Source organism: Streptomyces sp. NPDC031418 (assembly GCF_055581605.1).
This window is the reverse complement of sequence record NZ_JBVIJC010000003.1, coordinates 130,821-145,379: the sequence shown is the minus strand read 5'-3', so window position 1 is coordinate 145,379 and position 14,559 is coordinate 130,821. Positions and strand designations below refer to the sequence as shown.

Here is a 14,559-nt window from a genome sequence, read left to right as displayed (position 1 = left end):
GGCTCAGCCGACGGCTACCGCCGGTTCCCCGGCCTGCGCGGCTTCCCCGGCTTCCTCGACGACCGACGTGGTGACGCCCGCCTTGGCGAACTCCGCGAAGAACTCCGGGAAGGAGAGTCGGACCTCCTCGGAGCCGGTGTACCGGTTGGGCGACTGCATGCGCAGGCCGGCCACGAACAGCGACATGAAGATGCGGTGGTCGCCCCAGTGCGAGAAGGTGACGCCGCCGGGGTAGGTCGGCGCGCCGCGCACCTCGAAGCCGTCGCAGACGCCGTCGACGTACAGGGGCTCGATGTCGACGCCCGCCCGGGTCAGCTCGGTGACCATCGCCTCGATCCGGGAGGCCTTGTGGAAGGCCGTGACGCGGGCGCCGGTGACCCGCAGGGTGCCCTCGACATAGGCGCCGATGGCGGCCAGGGTGGGCACGATGTTCGGGCAGTCGGTGGCGTCGACGTGGAAGTCGCCGCGCAGACCCTCGGCGGGGCTGTCCACGGTCAGGGTGGCGGCGGCGCGGTCGAGCGTCATCCGCAGCCCGAGCCGCTCCAGGATGCCGATGATCGCCGACTCGCCCTGGGTGGTGGTGCCGTGCACATGGGTGAAGACCGTCCGCCCCGGGTACAGGGCGGCCGCGGCCAGCAGATAGGAGGCCGAGGTGTAGTCCTCGTGCACATGGACGTCCTGCGCCCGGTACCGGGAGGGCTCCACCCGGTAGTTGCGGTAGTCGTCGGAGGCGGTGACCTTGACGCCCGCCTGCCGCAGGGTGTGCAGGGTCTGCTCGATGTACGACTTCGAGTGGACCTGGCCGGCCACCTCGATCTCCACCGGCCGCTCGGCGAACGGCGCGGCGAACAGGATGGCGGTGATGAACTGCGAACTCACGTTGCCGGGCAGCCGGCAGCTGCCGCCCTTGAGCCGGCCGCCCCAGTTGACCACCGGCGCGTTGCCGTCGCGGCACACGGACTCGATGTCCGCGCCGAGTTCGCGCAAGGCGTCCAGCAGCGGTGACATGACGCGCTTGCACAGGGTCTCGTCACCGGTCACCACGACCGGTTCGGACAGCATGGAGGTCAGGGCCGTCAGGGTCCGGAACACCAGTCCGGAGCCCTTGGCCTGGATCATCGTCCGTCCGGGGTGCTTCAGCCCGCCGGACCCGGTGATCTCCAGGTGGCCGTCGTGTTCGACGATCTCGGCGCCCAGCGCACGGCAGGCGTTCTTCATCGTCTCGGTCTCGTCGCAGCGCAGGTCGTTGGCGATGCGCGAGCGGCCCTCGGCGAGGGTGCTCGCCAGGATCGCCCGCTGCGTCTCCGGCTTCGAGGAGGGGACACGGAACGTCCCCGAGAATTTCGCGATGGGTTCAACCCTCAGCAGCATTCCGTCTCCGGGTGCTCTCGGTCGTGGACGAGGACCGGGACGGGCGAGGGCCGCCCGTCCCGTCGGGCCGGGTCAGACGGCGGCCGACTCCTTGTGCTTGGCCACGGTGTCCTCGTAGATCTCCCGGAAGAACATGGCGAGGATCTCCTGGACGTCGTCCAGGTACTTGAACACCTTGCGGTAGTCCTCCTCGCTGAAGATCAGCTGCTCCAGGACCTTCCACATCTCCATGGAGTGGTCCTCGGTGGTGTCCACGTGGAGGTGGGCGGCCTGGCCCTTGACCTTCTCCTTGCCGAGCCGCTCCTGGAGGTTCTTCACGATCGCCGGCTGGAGCTTGGCCTGGGTGTACTCCACCAGGTAGTTGGAGACGACCGGGGCGAGCGGGCCCTCGTGCTCCAGCGCGTAGTAGAAGAAGCCCTCGAACAGGCGCGTGGACAGGTACGGCTCGGTGTTGTAGATCTCGTCCAGGGTGATGCCGGCCGACTCGCAGTCGCTGATGTACAGCTTGTCGTGGAGCATCTCGTCGGCCTGGTAGTGCGCGTAGTCGTGGGCGGCCTTGGGCGAGATCTGGGCGATCTTGTAGATGGCCTTGGACTGGCTGACGCGGGAGAGCCGGATCCGCCACACGTGCTCGATGAGGGTGCGCTTGTAGTAGGCCTCGTGGAGCTCCGGGTCCGTCATGTGGGAGGCGAACGGAACCGTGTTCTTCCACTCCTCCATCTTCTTGTCCATGTAGGCGTCCAGCTCCGCCTTCGCCTTGCGGCTCTGCTCCTCGTCGGCGAAGTACGGCTTCGGATGGGTGATCCCGGTGTTCTGCACGCGGTTCATCGCGGTCTCCTTGTGGTGTCGCCGGTCCGCCCCGCTCGGGTCGGCGGGCGGACGGGCGGAGGGACGGATCACAGCGGGAAGGACGGGTGGGTGGCGTCCGGCGCGGCGGCGGCCTCGGCGACCGCCTTCGCCACGTGCGGGGCCACCCCGTCGAAGATGTCGGGGACGATCCGGCCGCGGTCGAGCGCGGCCTCGTCGACCAGCTCGGCGATGGCCCGTGCGGCGGCGGTCTTCATCGCCTCGGTGATGCGGGGCGCCCCGGCGTCGAAGGCGCCCCGGAAGATGCCGGGGTAGCACAGCCCGCAGTCGATCTGGTTGGGCAGGTCGCTGCGGCCCGTGGCGAGGATCGCGGCGATGCCGTCGACCTCGTCCGGCAGGAACTCGGGGGAGGGGTTGGACAGGGCGAAGACGACCGGCCGCGCGGCCATGGTGCGCAGGTCCTCCGGGGCGAGCACACCCCGCCCGGCGTAGCCGACGAACACATCGGCGCCGGCCAGCACCGAGCGCAGCGAACCGGTCTCCTGCCCGGGGTTGGTGTGCTCGGCGAACCACCGCTTGGCGTCGCCGAGTCCGGCGAGGTCGGGGCGGCCGCGGTGCAGGGCGCCCTGGCGGTCGCAGGCGACGATGCGGCGCACCCCGGCGTCCATGAAGAGCCGGGCCGTCGAGGTGCCCGCGGCGCCGGTGCCGGCGATGACGACCTTGAGGCCGGCGAGGTCCTTGTCCACGACCTTGGCGGCGTTGATCAGCGCGGCGGTGGCGGCCACCGCCGTGGCGTGCTGGTCGTCGTGGAGGACGGGGATGTCCAGCTCGGCGCGGAGCCGGTCCTCGATGGCGAAGCAGCGCGGCGCGGCGATGTCCTCCAGCATGATGCCGCCGAAGGTCGGTGCCACGCAGGCGACCGTACGGACGATCTCGTCCACGTCATGGGTGTCGAGGCAGAGCGGGAAGGCGTCGATGCCCGCGAACTCCTTGAAGAGCAGCGCCTTGCCCTCCATGACGGGCAGCGCGGCCAGCGGACCGAGGTCGCCCAGGCCGGACACGGCGGTGCCGTCGGTGACGATGGCGACGGTGTTCCGCTTGACCGAGAAGCGGCGGGCCTCCTCGGGGTCGCGGGCGATCCGCTGGGCGACCCGGGTGAAGCCCGGGGTGTAGACGCGGGCCAGGTCCGTCCGGTCGCGCAGCGGGACGGTGGCACGGATCTCCAGCTTGCCGCCGGTGTGGAGGTCGAAGACCGGGTCGTTGGGGTCGTCGGTGCCGGTCGGCTCAGCGGTAGCGGACATGGAAATGCTCCGTCGCGTGGCGGTCGAGGAAGTCAACTTCGGCGGCGAGGTCGGCGGCCGCCACGTCCCACAGCGCGTCCATGAGACAGATCGCCCGGTCCGACTCGTCCAGCCGGGTGCCCGGCTCGACGTGCAGCTTCAGGATCCGGGGCGGGCGCGTGGGCGGGTCGAAGCCGATGGCGTCGACGGTCCGGCCCTTCTCCCCGTACTTGCTGAGGAACAGGGTGCCCCTGGTGGCGGTGCCGGCCCGGAGCGCCTCCAGCTGCGAGACCTCGGTGAGGCGGGCCAGGAAGGCGTCCGTGCCGTCGGCGGGCAGCAGCAGCGACTCGGTCCACAGCGACAGCAGCGAACACCCGGTCACCGCCTGCACGCTGGCGTCGATCAGGCTGCCGCCCATCCGCGGGTTGATCTCGATGATCTCCCAGCGTCGCCGGTCCGCCCAGTACTTGGCCTCGATGTGGAAGGCGCCCGCACTGAGCCCCAGCTCCCGTAGCGCGCCGAGGCAGCTGGAGACGAACTCGGCGCCCTCCAGCACGAGTTCGCGGTCCAGGCAGACCGGCGGGCTGATGGACATCGCCTCCAGTGTGGTCCGCGCGTGCCGCTCCACCCGCGCCTTCTCGTGCACGCACAGATGCCGGGCCTCGCCGCCGAGGACGACCGTCTCGAAGCTGAACTCCGGTCCCTCGACGTACTCCTCGACCAGGAAGTCGTACTGCTCCATGAAGATCGCCTGCATACGGCGGTCACTGCGCATCTGCTGCTGGATCGCCGGCAGGTCCGCCAGGTCCTTCGGATCCTCCAGGGTGAACGCCGCGAAGGACGACGCGCCGCGCACCGGCTTGACGAACCACCGGGTCGCGGGGTCGAGGTCGGGGACCGTGCCGGGGGTCAGCCGGGTGCCGCGCACCTGGCTCAGTCCGCGCTCGAAGAGGAACCGGCGCAGCTCGAACTTGTCCAGGCACAGCCGCAGCGCGGCCACGGCCGAGTCGTGCGCGCCGAGCAGCTGGTTCAGCTCGGCCATCAGCAGCCGGTAGCCCTCGAAGGTGGCGAGGGCCGCCTGGACCGTGTAGCCCCGCGTGGCGAGTTCGCGCACCGCCTTCTCGACGTCGCCGAAGCCGAGCACCGGGTCCTCGGTGACCACGCAGTCCGCGAGGTGCCGGCGGGACTCGGCCAGCGCCTCGGGGTGTTCCGGGCGGGAGCTGACGGCGACCAGCGGCAGACCGAGCCGCGCGGCCGCCGCCGCGGCCTCCTCGGTGAAGGACTTGCCTTGGTGCATCAGCAGCAGAACTGCTTTCTCCACGTGTGCACTTCCTTTGCATACGCACTGCACCGCGGGGGCGCAGCGAGCGAAGGGCGGGCGGTCAGCGAAGGACCCGGGTGATCCGGGCGCGCTGGAGTTCCGCGGTGGTGCGCTGGTGCTCCTGGAGGATCTCCACCAGCCGGCCGGCGCCGCCGTCGCGGCACGGGTCGACGACCGGCAGCCCGGTCTCCGCCTCCAGCTTCTCCGCCTCCCGCCGGAAGTCCTCGTCGGAGAACCCGGCGCTGTTGACGCTGACCGCGGCGACCTTCGCGGGCCGCTCGAAGACGGTCAGCTCCTCGTTCATCCGGATCAGCTCCGGCAGCGGGATGATGGGCGTGTCCCAGACCTTCGTACGCTCCGCGCCCAGCCGGTGGCAGAAGACCAGGACGTTCGGCAGGGAGCCGTGCAGGATGGCCAGGGCCACACCGCTCGCGCCGATGTGGTTGAGCGAGCCCTGCCCCTCCACGACCACCCAGTCGTTCCCGGCCGCGGCACCCAGCACCACCTGCTCCACGGCGCCGCCCATGAAGTCGCCCGGCACCCCGTCGACGGCGACACCGTGGCCGGAGATCATCATGCCGCTCTGCCCGGTCGCCGCGAACCCGGTGGCGATGCCCCGGCGGTTGGCCTCCTGCCAGATCTGGAGGCCCGTGGTCTTCTTGCCGATGTTGGAGTCGCTGCCGCAGGTGTGGATGATCCAGGTGTCCAGATCCAGCACCCGGGCCTTGTTCAGCGGGACCTCGGGGGCGTCCTTGGTCTCCCAGATGATGCTGCCGCTCTCGTCCGCGGCCCGCGCCAGCTCCGGGTCGGTGCGCAGCCGGAAGTGGATGGAGTTGATGATGTGCAGGCCGCCCCGCAGCGCGGACAGCAGATGCGGCCGCCAGTTCTCCGGCAGGTCGGCGGAGTGCAGCCCCTTGCCGATGACCAGCACCTCGGGGTGCAGGTGCTGCACGTCCTCCAGCCGGGCGACGACGGGGATCGAACCGCCGTAACCGAGCACGTCCTGCACGGTCTTGCCCGCCTGGGCGCTGTCGATCACGGCGGCGACACGGTCCGCGCGGTAGCGGAGGAGGGAGGCCGCGACCTTGCTCGTGAACAGGCCGAAGCACTCCTCGGCGAACACGACCAGCTTCTTGTCGACCAGCTCGGCATGGTTCGGCTGACTCACGCGTCTTCCTCCACGGATCGATGCTTGGACTGCGGACCGGTACTGCGGAACGGCGCTGTGGTGAATCGATACTGCGGTCGAGGGACGGACGGTTCCCCCAGGGTTAGGCGGCAGGTTCGGCCGTCAGCCGGTAGTCGTCGAGCACCCGTTGTACGGCGGCCTCGATCTGCTCCTGCGGCCCGCCCCGGAAGAGGAAGCGCCCGCCCTGGAGCGTCGCGTACGAGCCCGCCTGCTCGACCAGGACATCCCCCGGCTCGGGCACCAGCTCCCGGTAGAGGAAGGGGACCCGGCCGAGGAGCGGGGTCGCGGAGAGCACACGCTGCGGCAGCGGCCGCGGCCCCGGGATCGTCAGCCAGCCCCCGCTCCGGGACAGGTCGGGCGCGGGCGGCTGGACGGGCCGGCCCAGCAGGACGTCAACCCACAGCCGGAACAGGTTGACCCCGTGCACGTCGTGGATGACGTAAGGGACGTCCGCTCCCGGCACCCGCGCGCCGACCTCCAGGAACACCAGCTCCCGCCCGGTGTCGAACAGCTCCAGATGGAACGCGGAGCCGCGCAGGCCGAGCGCGCTCAGACAGCGCAGGGCGAAGTCCTCGCAGCGCGCCCGGACCTCCGGGTCCGTCTGGAGCACGGAACCCAGCGGCTCCCCGAGCAGCTCGAACCGCAGACAGGTGGAGAGGTAGCGCGAGGTGCACAGGAACAGCGGCTTGCCCGTCTGGTCCAGTACGCCGTCCACGTGCAGGATGTCGCCCTGGACGAACTCCTCCATCTCGTACCCGTCCAGGCTCTGCTGCGCGCACAGGGCACGCAGCTGACCGGCCGAGGCGATCTCGCGCACCCCGAGGCTGGACGCTCCCCGCTTCGGCTTGACGATCAGCGGGAAGCCCAGCTCCTCGGCGTCCGCGAGGACCTGGTCCGCCGAGCGGCACTCCGTCCAGCGCGGCACCCGCAGCCCGGCCTCGGCCAGGACGGACTTCATGACGGTCTTGTCGCGGAACCGGGCGGTCTGTTCGACCGTGGCACCGGGGATCCCATGCCGTTCGCGGATCGTCGCCGCCAGCTCCAGGAGGAACTCCGAGAACCCGATGACATGGTCGAACGGGCCCTCGGCGCGGACGATGCCGTCGACGTGTGCCAGCACGTCGTCCAGGTCGGTGAAGTCCGGTACGACGTGCACGCGGTCCGCGTCGGCCGGGATACCGCTTCGCCCCTTGTCGTCGCAGACATAGGTGACATGGTCCCGGTCCGGGTCGAAGAGGTCCTCGGGAGAGGCGAGTCGGTTCTCCCAGCGGCGGACGTCAGGGTGCCGGGACCACCGGTTCAGGAACAGGATCTTGCCCGACATGGAGAATGCCAGCCCTCACTGCTCGCGGTGTCCAGTGACAGGTGCGGCCGGTCGGCGACGCCGGCAGGTCGGCTCGACTCCGGCACAACGCCGCCGTCGTGCTCGCGGCGTCCCTCATCCTGTCAGCTGAGCAGCGCCCCCAGAATAGGACCTAAGTCCCAACTGTCCTTTGCTGCGGAAGGGTTGCGTCCGCACACGCGCCCATGCTGAGCGCGGTCAGGGGGCGGTCCGCGGCCGGGTGCGGTCCGACCAGCTCACGACGTACGGCATGAGCAGCCCGACGACCAGGAAGACACCGCCCATGGCGAGCCAGCCGGGACGCCCCCCGGCGATGCAGACCATGCTCAGCAGCGGCGGCCCCACCGCGTTCGACAGGCCCTGCCCGATGCCGTACAGGCCGGAGTACTGGCCCTGGGCGTGCGCCGGGGCGAGACCGAAGGACAGCTCGAACGAGGCCGCCGTGTGCCACAGTTCGCCGAAGGTGTGCACCACCACGCCCACCGCGACGACGGCCGCGGCCAGCCAGCCGGGCGCCCCGCCGGCCACCGCCATCAGGGCCATGCCCACCAGGAACGCCAGCCCCGCGCGGCGCACCGTGCGGCCGGCCGCCGCGTTGCCGTCGATGCCCCGGCTCGCCCGCACCTGGAGGCACACCACCAGCACCGTGTTGACGGCCACGCTCGCCCCGACGAACCACCGCGGCGCCTGGGTGTGCCCGATGATCCACAGGGGCAGGGCGAAGACCAGCACCTGGTTCTGGATGGACATGATCCCGTCCAGGGCGGTGAGCACCAGGTACGGCCGGTCCTTCAGGGCGGTCCAGCGGTCGCCCTCGGCCGGTGCGCCGACCGGCGGCAGGGACGGGATGCGGGTGGCGATGGCCGCGCAGACCAGGAAGGTGGCGGCGTTGCCGAGGACCAGCGCGAGATACGCGCCACGGGTGTCCAGCTGGACGACGACACCGGCGGCGAGCGCGCCGCACCCGGCGGCGATGTTGTTCAGGGCCCGCAGATAGGACCGGTACCGGGTGGGGTGGGGGGCGCCCACCGCGCGGGTCAGCGGTCCCCGGGCGGCCGTACCGGCCGAGTTGGCCAGTTCGACCAGGCACATGCAGACGACGAACCAGACGAAGGAGTGGACCAGGACCAGGGCCGCCATCGCGACGGCCTGGACGGCCAGCGCGCCCTGGTAGACCTCGCGCGGACCGCGCCGGTCCGCCAGGTGGCCCACGGGGACGCCGGCCACCAGGCCGACCAGGGCCGCGATGCCCAGGCCCGCGCCGACCTGGGCGACCGGTATGCCGACCGAGCGGGTGAAGAAGAGCGCGGCGCCGGTCATGAAGAGGCCGTTGCCGATCATGTTGACGAAGGTGGCGGCGGCCAGGGCGCGTTTGGGGCCCGGCTCGGGCAGCAGCCCGCGGGCCACCAGCCGGGACGGTAAGTCCCGGGTGCCGCTTCGCGCCGTACCGCCGGTCTGCTCTGTGGTGTCCATCGGCTCCCCTCGGGCACTACTGCTGCCCCGGCCGTGGGTTCCGCGCACCGGGGCCCCTCTGACTGATGTGACGGCACGGTAGCGGCCGGGGTCGACGTCCGCCGCGCGGCTCATGCCTTCCGGCTGGGGTCGGTGGTGCGCGGGTCCGGCCGCTCCTCGGCCGGGGGCCCGTCGGTGCCGTCCGGGCCGGGTGCCACCGTGCAGTCGCAGGGCGGGAGCGCGGACAGCGGGCCGCGGTCGGCCGACACGCGTGCGTAGGCCTCGGCCACCTGCCGCAGCCAGGCCAGCTCGTCGGCGAACTCGCTGCCGGACTGGCGCGAGCCGGGACCGGACCAGGTGCCGGAGGGCTGGTGGCCGGTCCGCTTCCGGCGTACGGTCAGCGCGAGGACCGCGGCCTCCAGGAGGACGTCCGTGTCGTCCCCCTGCCCCGGGCGCCAGGCGCGCAGCCCGGCCCGCAGCCGGTCCTCGCAGACGTCGCACACATAGGGGCGCAGCATCCGCTGGCCGTCCCTGATCTCGATGACCATCCGGTAGAGCCGGGTGTGCAGGTCCTTCGCGCACAGGGCGAACCGCGGGGAGCGGGGCTCCAGCAGGGCGATGCCCGGGGCGGCCTCGCACAGGGCCGACCAGAGGGGGTGCAGGGTGCGGTAGGACCTGTAGTGCTCCAGCCGGGTGGCGAGGCCCGTCCCCCAGCCGGGCAGGGTGTAGCCGAGCACGATCACCAGCGAGCCGGTGCTCGCCATGACCGGGCTCCACAGGACGGCCGCCTGGTCCCAGGCGGTCTGCCCGCACCAGCGGCCCACGAGTCCGACCAGCTTTCCTAGGATGAAGCCGAGGACGAAGAAGGCCCCGACCGCGGACAGCCGCAGCGACTGCGCGATCCGGGGCCGGGCCACGGCACGGGAGGAGGGCCAGACGTGCCGTGCCGTGTTCGCGAGGTTGAGCCCGTACGTGAGCAGGAACAGCAGCACATAGGCGCCGGCCGCCGGGCGGGTGGCGAAGTGCACCTCGAAGTCGACCGGGTGGGCGCCGGGCAGCGGGGCGGCGAGGAAGAGGGCGGTCATCGCGGCGATGGCCGACAGGTAGAGCGCGGCCACCCGGGGCAGCCGGCGTCTGGCCTCCTCGGGCGAGTGGAACCAGCCGGTCACCATCACGTGCGCGGACAGGGCGGCCAGCACGATGGAGCTGTGACCGAGGAGGGTGCCGAGGTTGGGCACCCCCGTCAGCCGGCCGAGCATGCGGTACGACACCGGGGCGAGGAAGAGATAGGCGATGCCGTTGAAGAGGCGGGTGCCGCACAGCGCGCGCAGCGCCAGGTTGCCCGGATCGCGCCTGAGGTCACGCCACTTGTAGCCGAAGGCGCTCAGGCTGATGACCCCGCTGAGGGTGTGGGTCCAGCTGAAGACGTGTTCCAGCGTGCTGGTCACCTCAGCGGACCGGTGGTGTGGCGGAGCGAGCGTTCCAGCCGGCCCACCAGGTCGCGCATGTCGGGCGGTACGGCGGCGGCGTCCAGCGGGGGACCGCTGACCAGCCGCAGCACCTGGGTGGCGAAGTACTCGGCGGCGTACTCGTCCGGGCGGCTGTAGTGGGTGCGGCCCAGCATGTGCCGGATGAGCGCGGGGTCGATGTCGTCGGGGAGGAGGGTGCCGCCGGGGACCTGGCCGCCGTCCCCGGCCGGGTCGGTGCCGGAGTGGCCCAGCAGCAGGTGGCCCAGCTCGTGGACGGCGACGTGGTTCTGGTGGGTGGGCGTGGTGTGCGCCTCGTAGAACACGTAGTCGACGGAGGCCGTCGAGACCAGGAGTCCGGCCGGGCCACTGGCCGGGAAGGCCAGTGGCGCCAGGCGGATCCTGCGTTGCCGCCGCTCGGACGTCTGACGGCAGAGGTCCTCCAGGGAAAAGGGGACGCTCAGATTCAGACCCTCGATCAGGCGGGTGCATTTCCGGCGCAGACCTCGGCGATTCATCATCGATCCCCCATCCACACGACACTGCTCAGGGTTCCATCATGTGACAGGGGATGCCCACAGAGAAAGATCCGGCCCGGCCGCCGGTTTTCGGTCAGGCGGCGAGACCGACCCGTTGGGCGTAGAGCGCGGCCTGGGTCCGGTCGCCCGCCCCGATCTTCGGATAGATGCCGCTGAGGTGGTTCTTGACGGTCTTTTCGGAGATCCCGAGCCTGCGGGCGATCAGCCGGTTGCTCAACCCCCGGGCCAGCAGCCGCAATACGCCCCGCTCGCGCGCGGTCAGTTCGCAGTCGGCGGGGGCTTCGTCCGCGTCGGCTCCGGTCAGCCCCAGCCGCAGGGCGTAGAGCGCGGCCTGGGTCCGGTCGTCGGCCCCGATCTTCGGATAGATGCCGCTGAGGTGGTTCTTGACGGTCTTTTCGGAGATGCCGAGTCTGCGGGCGATGAGCCGGTTGCTCAGCCCTTCGGCCAGTAAGCGCAGAACACCTGATTCCCGGCAGGTGAGTTCCGTGGTCAGTGCTTCTTCCACGTCGTGCTTCCCCCTTGTCGGTGTAAGGGCATGAGAAACAGCGACCCAGCGAATGCACGCGGAATATGACCGCACACGGCGCCGGGCGCCACTCGAAAGCCGCGCTGTTCTTCGGGATTCGTCTCCGGCCGTCCCTGCCGTAGGACGCAGATGCACTCAACGACCAGTGCACGCAAGCAGATTCGACGTGCTCATTACTTGCGGTAGTCTTCGAGCGATGTACCATGAAAGGCTCATCGAACTCTCGTGGAGCCTACGTCGCCGTCATCACCTCGTCAACTGGTGTGGCCGCCAAGACCCCCCACGCACGCCTCCAGTTGTCAGCGCAGAGACCAGAGGAGCAGGGACAAATGGGGACAGAAGCGATCGGATCGCTGGCTCAGCGGCTGAACCGCCTCTTCGAAACCGTCCACCCGCGTGGCCGCGGCCCCTTCAGTAACGAGGAGGTCGCCCGCGCCATCCGGGAACAGGGCAGCGATATCTCCAAGCAGTACATCGCCTATCTGCGCAAGGGTGAACGAGGAAATCCTCGCCTCCATCACCTCGACGCCCTGGCCACGTTCTTCGGGGTTCCCGTCTCGTACTTTTTCGACGACGAGTCGGCCGCGCGCACGGAGAAGAGACTGGAGGAACTCGCGGCCTGGCGGGACGCCGGCCTGACCCAGCAGGACGTGCAGTCGCTGGACCGTGCCGGGGTCACCGGTGTGGCCATGCGCGCGGTGGGGCTGTCGCCGAAAGGCCTGGAATTCGCCAAGGCGGTTCTGGACCAGCTGCGCGAGATGGAGGGGCTGGAGCCGGGGCAGGACGGCCCGGGACGCCCGAGCGCCGAAGACGCCTGAGGAGTGAAGGGTGCCCGAGGACCGAAGGCGCCCGTACACAGCCGCGGCCACCACCGTCGCCGGGGCTGTGCCGCTGTCCGTCGCCAGGCCTGCGCGAACCGCACGACAGGCGCCGGACACGCGAAGGGGCCCGCTCCCCGCCCCGCACCGGGGAGGAGCCGGCCCATGCGCCCACCCGTGGGCAGCCCGCGTCAGGGGGCCACGAGCACCTGCGCCGAGTAGCTGAGGCCCGACCCGAAGCCGGCCGTGAGCACCAGCGCCCCGGGCCTGATCCGGCCGGCGGCGATCAGGGTGTCCAGCGCGAGCGGGATCGAGGCGCCGGAGACGTTCCCGTCGTCCCGTACCGTCCGCGCCACCTCGACCGAGGCCGGCAGCCCCATCGCCTTCACCGCCGCGTCGATGATCCGCACATTGGCCTGGTGCGGGATGAAGGCCTCGATGTCGTGCACCGTCACCCCGGCCGCGCGCAGCGCCCGCTCGCACACCTCGCCGACGGCGCCGATCGCCCAGCGGAAGACCTCCTGACCCGCCATCTCCAGGAACGGCCAGCGCACCAGGCGGTCCTCGCGCAGCTCCGCGAAGGACCGGCTCTGCTCGATGGCCCGCAGATGGTCGGTGTCGGTGCCCCACACCGCGCGCCCGATCCCCGGCTCGTCCGCGGGGCCGACCACGGCGGCCCCCGCCCCGTCACCGAAGATGAACGCCGTCGAGCGGTCGTACGGGTCGACGATGTCGCTCATCCGCTCCGCGCCCACCACCAGCACGTACTCCGCCTGCCGGCTCGCCACCAGGCTGCCCGCCACGGCCAGGCCGTGGGAGAACCCGGCGCAGGCCGCGCCGAGGTCGAAGGCGGCCGCCCCGCGCGCTCCCAGCTCCGCGGCGCAGGCCGCCGCCGCGGGCGGCGCCTGGTGCAGGTACGACATCGTGCACAGGGTGACGCAGGAGACGTCCGCCGGGGTGAGACCGGCCGCGCTCAGCGCCTTCTCGGCGGCCCGTGCCGCCATGACGGGCACCGTTTCGCCGGGCTCGGCGAAATGCCGGGTCATAATCCCGGACCGGGCCTCGATCCATGCACTGTCGGAATCGATGAACCTGCATATCTCTTCATTTCCGACCACCCGGCCCGGGCGATACGAGCCCACCCCCAGAAGGCGGGCATATCGGCTGGGTGAGGATTCGATTTCAGTGATCATCGACGTCATCAATCCAATCGTGGATCGGTGCCCCCGGACATTTTTTCATCAAACGTCGGCCCATTGGCGGCTGTCAAGGAAGAAAAGGCCGGGACGTTTGTCTCATTGCTTCTCAGGTTTCCAACTCGCAGCATGGAGAGGCGTGTTGCGGCTCATCGGAGGTGCTGCCAGACTGGCGGCCTCATGTCCGGCGCTCACATGGAGGAGCGAAGTGTCAGAGGTACATGCCCCCACCACACACACCGCCACGCTCGAATGGCGGGACCAGGGGCCGCTTTTCGCCACCCAGGCCGACGCGACGGGACTGTCATATCTGCGTGGGCTGGTCTCCGGTGAGATCGTCGCGCCGCCCGTCGCACAAGTCCTCGGCATCGCCGTCGTCAAAGCCGACCCCGGCACCGTGCAGTTCACCATGCCGGTCAAGAACTTCTTCACCAACCATCTGGGACTGCTCTCCGGTGGCATCCTGTCGACCCTCATCGACTCCGCCCTCGGCTGCGCGATCCTCTCCGCGATCCCCGAGGACAAGGACATCGTCACCCTCGATCTGAACGTGGACTTCCTGCGCCCGGTGCACGAGGCGTCCGGTCTGGTCACCGTCGACGCCGAGGTCGTGCACCTGGGGCGCAACCGCGGCCTGGCGAGCTGCCGCGTGGTGGACTCCGACGGCAAGCTGTGCGCCGTGGGCAAGAGCAGCTGCCTGGTGCGGAGCAAGCGCCCCGCGGCCCCGGCCGGCCCGGAGGGAGACCGATGAGCGGCGCGGCGCCCGACCTCGTGGTCGGCCAGGTGCTGCGCGAACAGCGGCTCATCACCGTCGAGGACATCACCGCCTTCGCCGACCTCGCGGGCGACCGCGGCCGGCACCATCTGCCCGACGAGGGCCGGGCCATGGCCCATGGACTGCTCACCGCCTCGCTCGCCACGAAGATCGGCGGCAGCCTGCACTTCATCGCGCGCCGCATGGGCTGGGAGTTCCTGAAGCCGGTCTGGTCGGGCGACACGATCACCGCGGAGGTGACCGTGCGCGCGCTGAAGGAGGTCCGTTCGGGGACGGCGGTGGAGTTCGACATCGAGATCCTCAACCAGGACGGGGAGACGGTGCTGCGCGGCGACAGCACGGGCGTGATCCGCCACTGACGCCCCCCGCCGCTCCGCCCGGCCACCTCGTGCCGGGCACCCCTGGCCGCCCGCGAGCCCCCGATGCCCCACCGGCACGCCGGACTCAGGCTTCGCCGGGGCGATGTCACGCCACCCC

The 14,559-nt window shown here is 70.8% G+C and carries 14 protein-coding genes; 3 read left to right on the top strand and 11 right to left on the bottom strand.

Annotation, left to right across the window (positions count from 1 at the left end; translation table 11 throughout):
- Window positions 1-3 precede the first annotated feature (3 nt).
- From aroA to ACZ5CZ_RS04755, 10 genes are all read right to left on the bottom strand, one after another.
- The gene (gene aroA / locus ACZ5CZ_RS04800) at window positions 4-1,371 is read right to left on the bottom strand and encodes a 3-phosphoshikimate 1-carboxyvinyltransferase (RefSeq protein ID WP_385847510.1); all 1,368 of its coding nucleotides are present in this window, start codon (window positions 1,369-1,371) and stop codon (window positions 4-6) included.
- A gap of 72 nt (window positions 1,372-1,443) precedes the next feature.
- Window positions 1,444-2,199, bottom strand: coding sequence for an iron-containing redox enzyme family protein (locus ACZ5CZ_RS04795; protein ID WP_385847509.1), 756 nt, complete (start codon window positions 2,197-2,199; stop codon window positions 1,444-1,446).
- A gap of 68 nt (window positions 2,200-2,267) precedes the next feature.
- Window positions 2,268-3,479: an NAD(P)-dependent malic enzyme gene (locus ACZ5CZ_RS04790; RefSeq protein WP_468939183.1), complete on the bottom strand. Its 1,212-nt coding sequence runs from the start codon at window positions 3,477-3,479 to the stop codon at window positions 2,268-2,270.
- Entirely contained in the window at window positions 3,463-4,779 is a 1,317-nt protein-coding gene (locus tag ACZ5CZ_RS04785) for an ATP-grasp domain-containing protein (protein ID WP_468939180.1), read from the bottom strand. The genes ACZ5CZ_RS04790 and ACZ5CZ_RS04785 overlap by 17 nt, the downstream gene beginning before the upstream one ends.
- A gap of 61 nt (window positions 4,780-4,840) precedes the next feature.
- Window positions 4,841-5,947, bottom strand: coding sequence for a DUF1611 domain-containing protein (locus ACZ5CZ_RS04780; protein ID WP_468939177.1), 1,107 nt, complete (start codon window positions 5,945-5,947; stop codon window positions 4,841-4,843).
- A 103-nt stretch (window positions 5,948-6,050) separates the two neighbouring features.
- Window positions 6,051-7,292, bottom strand: a complete 1,242-nt coding sequence (locus ACZ5CZ_RS04775) for an ATP-grasp domain-containing protein (protein ID WP_468939174.1) — start codon at window positions 7,290-7,292, stop codon at window positions 6,051-6,053.
- Between the two features lie 216 nt (window positions 7,293-7,508).
- Window positions 7,509-8,783, bottom strand: a complete 1,275-nt coding sequence (locus ACZ5CZ_RS04770) for an MFS transporter (RefSeq protein WP_468939171.1) — start codon at window positions 8,781-8,783, stop codon at window positions 7,509-7,511.
- A gap of 110 nt (window positions 8,784-8,893) precedes the next feature.
- Window positions 8,894-10,210, bottom strand: a complete 1,317-nt coding sequence (locus ACZ5CZ_RS04765) for an MAB_1171c family putative transporter (RefSeq protein WP_468939168.1) — start codon at window positions 10,208-10,210, stop codon at window positions 8,894-8,896.
- Window positions 10,207-10,749, bottom strand: coding sequence for a ParH-like protein (locus tag ACZ5CZ_RS04760; protein ID WP_468939165.1), 543 nt, complete (start codon window positions 10,747-10,749; stop codon window positions 10,207-10,209). Before ACZ5CZ_RS04760 ends, ACZ5CZ_RS04765 begins: the two co-directional genes overlap by 4 nt.
- Window positions 10,750-10,840: 91 nt before the next feature.
- The gene (locus tag ACZ5CZ_RS04755; RefSeq protein ID WP_385847501.1) at window positions 10,841-11,272 is read right to left on the bottom strand and encodes a LuxR C-terminal-related transcriptional regulator; all 432 of its coding nucleotides are present in this window, start codon (window positions 11,270-11,272) and stop codon (window positions 10,841-10,843) included.
- Window positions 11,273-11,622: 350 nt separating this feature from the next.
- On the opposite strand from ACZ5CZ_RS04755, the gene ACZ5CZ_RS04750 reads away from it, so the two are divergent.
- Window positions 11,623-12,111, top strand: coding sequence for a helix-turn-helix domain-containing protein (locus tag ACZ5CZ_RS04750; protein WP_468939161.1), 489 nt, complete (start codon window positions 11,623-11,625; stop codon window positions 12,109-12,111).
- A 191-nt stretch (window positions 12,112-12,302) separates the two neighbouring features.
- On the opposite strand, the gene ACZ5CZ_RS04745 is transcribed toward ACZ5CZ_RS04750, so the two are convergent.
- Window positions 12,303-13,304, bottom strand: a complete 1,002-nt coding sequence (locus tag ACZ5CZ_RS04745) for a beta-ketoacyl-ACP synthase 3 (protein WP_385847542.1) — start codon at window positions 13,302-13,304, stop codon at window positions 12,303-12,305.
- 211 nt (window positions 13,305-13,515) lie between these two features.
- On the opposite strand from ACZ5CZ_RS04745, the gene ACZ5CZ_RS04740 reads away from it, so the two are divergent.
- Both ACZ5CZ_RS04740 and ACZ5CZ_RS04735 read left to right on the top strand, forming a co-directional pair.
- Window positions 13,516-14,058 (top strand): PaaI family thioesterase, encoded by a 543-nt coding sequence (locus tag ACZ5CZ_RS04740; RefSeq protein WP_450787201.1) that lies wholly within the window; start codon window positions 13,516-13,518, stop codon window positions 14,056-14,058.
- Window positions 14,055-14,441, top strand: coding sequence for a MaoC family dehydratase (locus tag ACZ5CZ_RS04735; protein ID WP_385847495.1), 387 nt, complete (start codon window positions 14,055-14,057; stop codon window positions 14,439-14,441). The genes ACZ5CZ_RS04740 and ACZ5CZ_RS04735 overlap by 4 nt, the downstream gene beginning before the upstream one ends.
- The last annotated feature ends 118 nt before the right edge of the window (window positions 14,442-14,559 follow it).

Coding starts and splice junctions, on each gene's coding strand:
- ACZ5CZ_RS04745 (WP_385847542.1), bottom strand. CDS start 13,304: ATGATCACTGAAATCGAATCCTCACCCAGCCGATATGCCCGCCTTCTG.
- ACZ5CZ_RS04750 (WP_468939161.1), top strand. CDS start 11,623: ATGGGGACAGAAGCGATCGGATCGCTGGCTCAGCGGCTGAACCGCCTC.
- aroA (WP_385847510.1), bottom strand. CDS start 1,371: ATGCTGCTGAGGGTTGAACCCATCGCGAAATTCTCGGGGACGTTCCGT.
- ACZ5CZ_RS04760 (WP_468939165.1), bottom strand. CDS start 10,749: ATGATGAATCGCCGAGGTCTGCGCCGGAAATGCACCCGCCTGATCGAG.
- ACZ5CZ_RS04770 (WP_468939171.1), bottom strand. CDS start 8,783: ATGGACACCACAGAGCAGACCGGCGGTACGGCGCGAAGCGGCACCCGG.
- ACZ5CZ_RS04775 (WP_468939174.1), bottom strand. CDS start 7,292: ATGTCGGGCAAGATCCTGTTCCTGAACCGGTGGTCCCGGCACCCTGAC.
- ACZ5CZ_RS04795 (WP_385847509.1), bottom strand. CDS start 2,199: ATGAACCGCGTGCAGAACACCGGGATCACCCATCCGAAGCCGTACTTC.
- ACZ5CZ_RS04735 (WP_385847495.1), top strand. CDS start 14,055: ATGAGCGGCGCGGCGCCCGACCTCGTGGTCGGCCAGGTGCTGCGCGAA.
- ACZ5CZ_RS04790 (WP_468939183.1), bottom strand. CDS start 3,479: ATGTCCGCTACCGCTGAGCCGACCGGCACCGACGACCCCAACGACCCG.